The organism is Streptomyces sp. YGL11-2, assembly GCF_050054615.1.
Classification (GTDB): domain Bacteria; phylum Actinomycetota; class Actinomycetes; order Streptomycetales; family Streptomycetaceae; genus Streptomyces.
This window is the reverse complement of sequence record NZ_JBNHIN010000119.1, coordinates 2,501-5,898: the sequence shown is the minus strand read 5'-3', so window position 1 is coordinate 5,898 and position 3,398 is coordinate 2,501. Positions and strand designations below refer to the sequence as shown.

Annotated in this window: 1 rRNA gene; it reads right to left on the bottom strand. The window is 56.8% G+C overall.

The window, feature by feature from the left end:
- Window positions 1–21 precede the first annotated feature (21 nt).
- A 23S ribosomal RNA gene (locus ACO1BR_RS43690) occupies window positions 22–3,349 on the bottom strand.
- Between the last annotated feature and the right edge of the window lie 49 nt (window positions 3,350–3,398).

Below are 3,398 nucleotides of genomic sequence, written 5' to 3'. Positions count from 1 at the left end.
ACACAGTGGACGCGAGCAACTGAGGACAAGCCCTCGGCCTATTAGTACCAGTCAACTCCACACCTTACGGTGCTTCCATATCTGGCCTATCAACCCAGTCGTCTACTGGGAGCCTTACCCCATCAAGTGGGAGGGAGCCCTCATCTCGAAGCAGGCTTCCCGCTTAGATGCTTTCAGCGGTTATCCTTTCCGAACGTAGCCAACCAGCCATGCCCTTGGCAGGACAACTGGCACACCAGAGGTTCGTCCGTCCCGGTCCTCTCGTACTAGGGACAGCCCTTCTCAAGACTCCTACGCGCACAGCGGATAGGGACCGAACTGTCTCACGACGTTCTAAACCCAGCTCGCGTACCGCTTTAATGGGCGAACAGCCCAACCCTTGGGACCGACTCCAGCCCCAGGATGCGACGAGCCGACATCGAGGTGCCAAACCATCCCGTCGATATGGACTCTTGGGGAAGATCAGCCTGTTATCCCCGGGGTACCTTTTATCCGTTGAGCGACGGCGCTTCCACAAGCCACCGCCGGATCACTAGTCCCTACTTTCGTACCTGCTCGACCCGTCAGTCTCACAGTCAAGCTCCCTTGTGCACTTACACTCAACACCTGATTGCCAACCAGGCTGAGGGAACCTTTGGGCGCCTCCGTTACTCTTTAGGAGGCAACCGCCCCAGTTAAACTACCCACCAGACACTGTCCCTGATCCGGATCACGGACCCAGGTTAGACATCCAGCACGACCAGAGTGGTATTTCAACAACGACTCCACACCAACTGGCGTTGGCGCTTCAAAGTCTCCCACCTATCCTACACAAGCCGAACCGAACACCAATATCAAGCTATAGTAAAGGTCCCGGGGTCTTTCCGTCCTGCTGCGCGAAACGAGCATCTTTACTCGTAATGCAATTTCACCGGGCCTATGGTTGAGACAGTCGAGAAGTCGTTACGCCATTCGTGCAGGTCGGAACTTACCCGACAAGGAATTTCGCTACCTTAGGATGGTTATAGTTACCACCGCCGTTTACTGGCGCTTAAGTTCTCAGCTTCGCCAACCCGAAGATTGACTAACCGGTCCCCTTAACGTTCCAGCACCGGGCAGGCGTCAGTCCGTATACATNGCCGTTTACTGGCGCTTAAGTTCTCAGCTTCGCCAACCCGAAGATTGACTAACCGGTCCCCTTAACGTTCCAGCACCGGGCAGGCGTCAGTCCGTATACATCGCCTTACGGCTTCGCACGGACCTGTGTTTTTAGTAAACAGTCGCTTCTCGCTGGTCTCTGCGGCCACCCCCAGCTCAGACAGTAAATGTCATCACCGGAAATGGCCCCCCTTCTCCCGAAGTTACGGGGGCATTTTGCCGAGTTCCTTAACCATAGTTCACCCGAACGCCTCGGTATTCTCTACCTGACCACCTGAGTCGGTTTAGGGTACGGGCCGCCATGAAGCTCGCTAGAGGCTTTTCTCGACAGCATAGGATCATCCACTTCACCACAATCGGCTCGGCATCAGGTCTCACCCTCAAATGAGAGACGGATTTGCCTATCTCTCGGGCTACACCCTTACCCCGGGACAACCACCGCCCGGGCTGGACTACCTTCCTGCGTCACCCCATCGCTTACCTACTACAAGTCTGGTCCGTCGGCTCCACCACTCCCCTTCACCCGAAGGATCCAGGACGGCTTCACGGACTTAGCATCGCCTGATTCAGTATTGGGCGCTCCAAAGCGGGTACCGGAATATCAACCGGTTGTCCATCGACTACGCCTGTCGGCCTCGCCTTAGGTCCCGACTTACCCTGGGCAGATCAGCTTGACCCAGGAACCCTTAGTCAATCGGCGCAAGAGTTTCCCACTCTTGTATCGCTACTCATGCCTGCATTCTCACTCGTGAACCGTCCACAACTCGCTTCCGCGGCTGCTTCACCCGGCACACGACGCTCCCCTACCCATCACGATCCCCGTTGGGGGTAATATCNCTGCATTCTCACTCGTGAACCGTCCACAACTCGCTTCCGCGGCTGCTTCACCCGGCACACGACGCTCCCCTACCCATCACAGCAGGCGTTAGCCCTCATGCTGCAATGACATGACTTCGGCGGTGTGCTTGAGCCCCGCTACATTGTCGGCGCGGAATCACTTGACCAGTGAGCTATTACGCACTCTTTCAAGGATGGCTGCTTCTAAGCCAACCTCCTGGTTGTCTCTGCGACTCCACATCCTTTCCCACTTAGCACACGCTTAGGGGCCTTAGTCGATGCTCTGGGCTGTTTCCCTCTCGACCATGGAGCTTATCCCCCACAGTCTCACTGCCGCGCTCTCACTTACCGGCATTCGGAGTTTGGCTAAGGTCAGTAACCCGGTAGGGCCCATCGCCTATCCAGTGCTCTACCTCCGGCAAGAAACACACGACGCTGCACCTAAATGCATTTCGGGGAGAACCAGCTATCACGGAGTTTGATTGGCCTTTCACCCCTAACCACAGGTCATCCCCCAGGTTTTCAACCCTGGTGGGTTCGGTCCTCCACGAAGTCTTACCTCCGCTTCAACCTGCCCATGGCTAGATCACTCCGCTTCGGGTCTTGAGCATGCTACTCAACCGCCCTATTCGGACTCGCTTTCGCTACGGCTTCCCCACACGGGTTAACCTCGCAACATACCGCAAACTCGCAGGCTCATTCTTCAAAAGGCACGCAGTCACGACGCAAAGAACAAGTCTCTGCGCGACGCTCCCACGGCTTGTAGGCACACGGTTTCAGGTACTATTTCACTCCGCTCCCGCGGTACTTTTCACCATTCCCTCACGGTACTATCCGCTATCGGTCACCAGGGAATATTTAGGCTTAACGGGTGGTCCCGCCAGATTCACACGGGATTTCTCGGGCCCCGTGCTACTTGGGTGGTTCTCAAGCAAGCCGTCAATGTTTCAGCTACGGGGGTCTTACCCTCTACGCCGGGCCTTTCGCATGCCCTTCGCCTACATCAACGGTTTCTGACTCGCCGACCGGCCGGCAGACCGATCAAGAGAACTCCCACAACCCCAACCACGCAACCCCTGCCGGGTATCACACGTGACTGGTTTGGCCTCATCCAGTTTCGCTCGCCACTACTCCCGGAATCACGGTTGTTTTCTCTTCCTGCGGGTACTGAGATGTTTCACTTCCCCGCGTTCCCTCCACACTGCCTATGTGTTCAGCAGCGGGTGACAGCCCATGACGACTGCCGGGTTTCCCCATTCGGACACCCCCGGATCAAAGCTCGGTTGACAGCTCCCCGGGGCCTATCGCGGCCTCCCACGTCCTTCATCGGTTCCTGGTGCCAAGGCATCCACCGTGCGCCCTTAAAAACTTGGCCACAGATGCTCGCGTCCACTGTGCAGTTCTCAAGCAACGACCAGCCACCC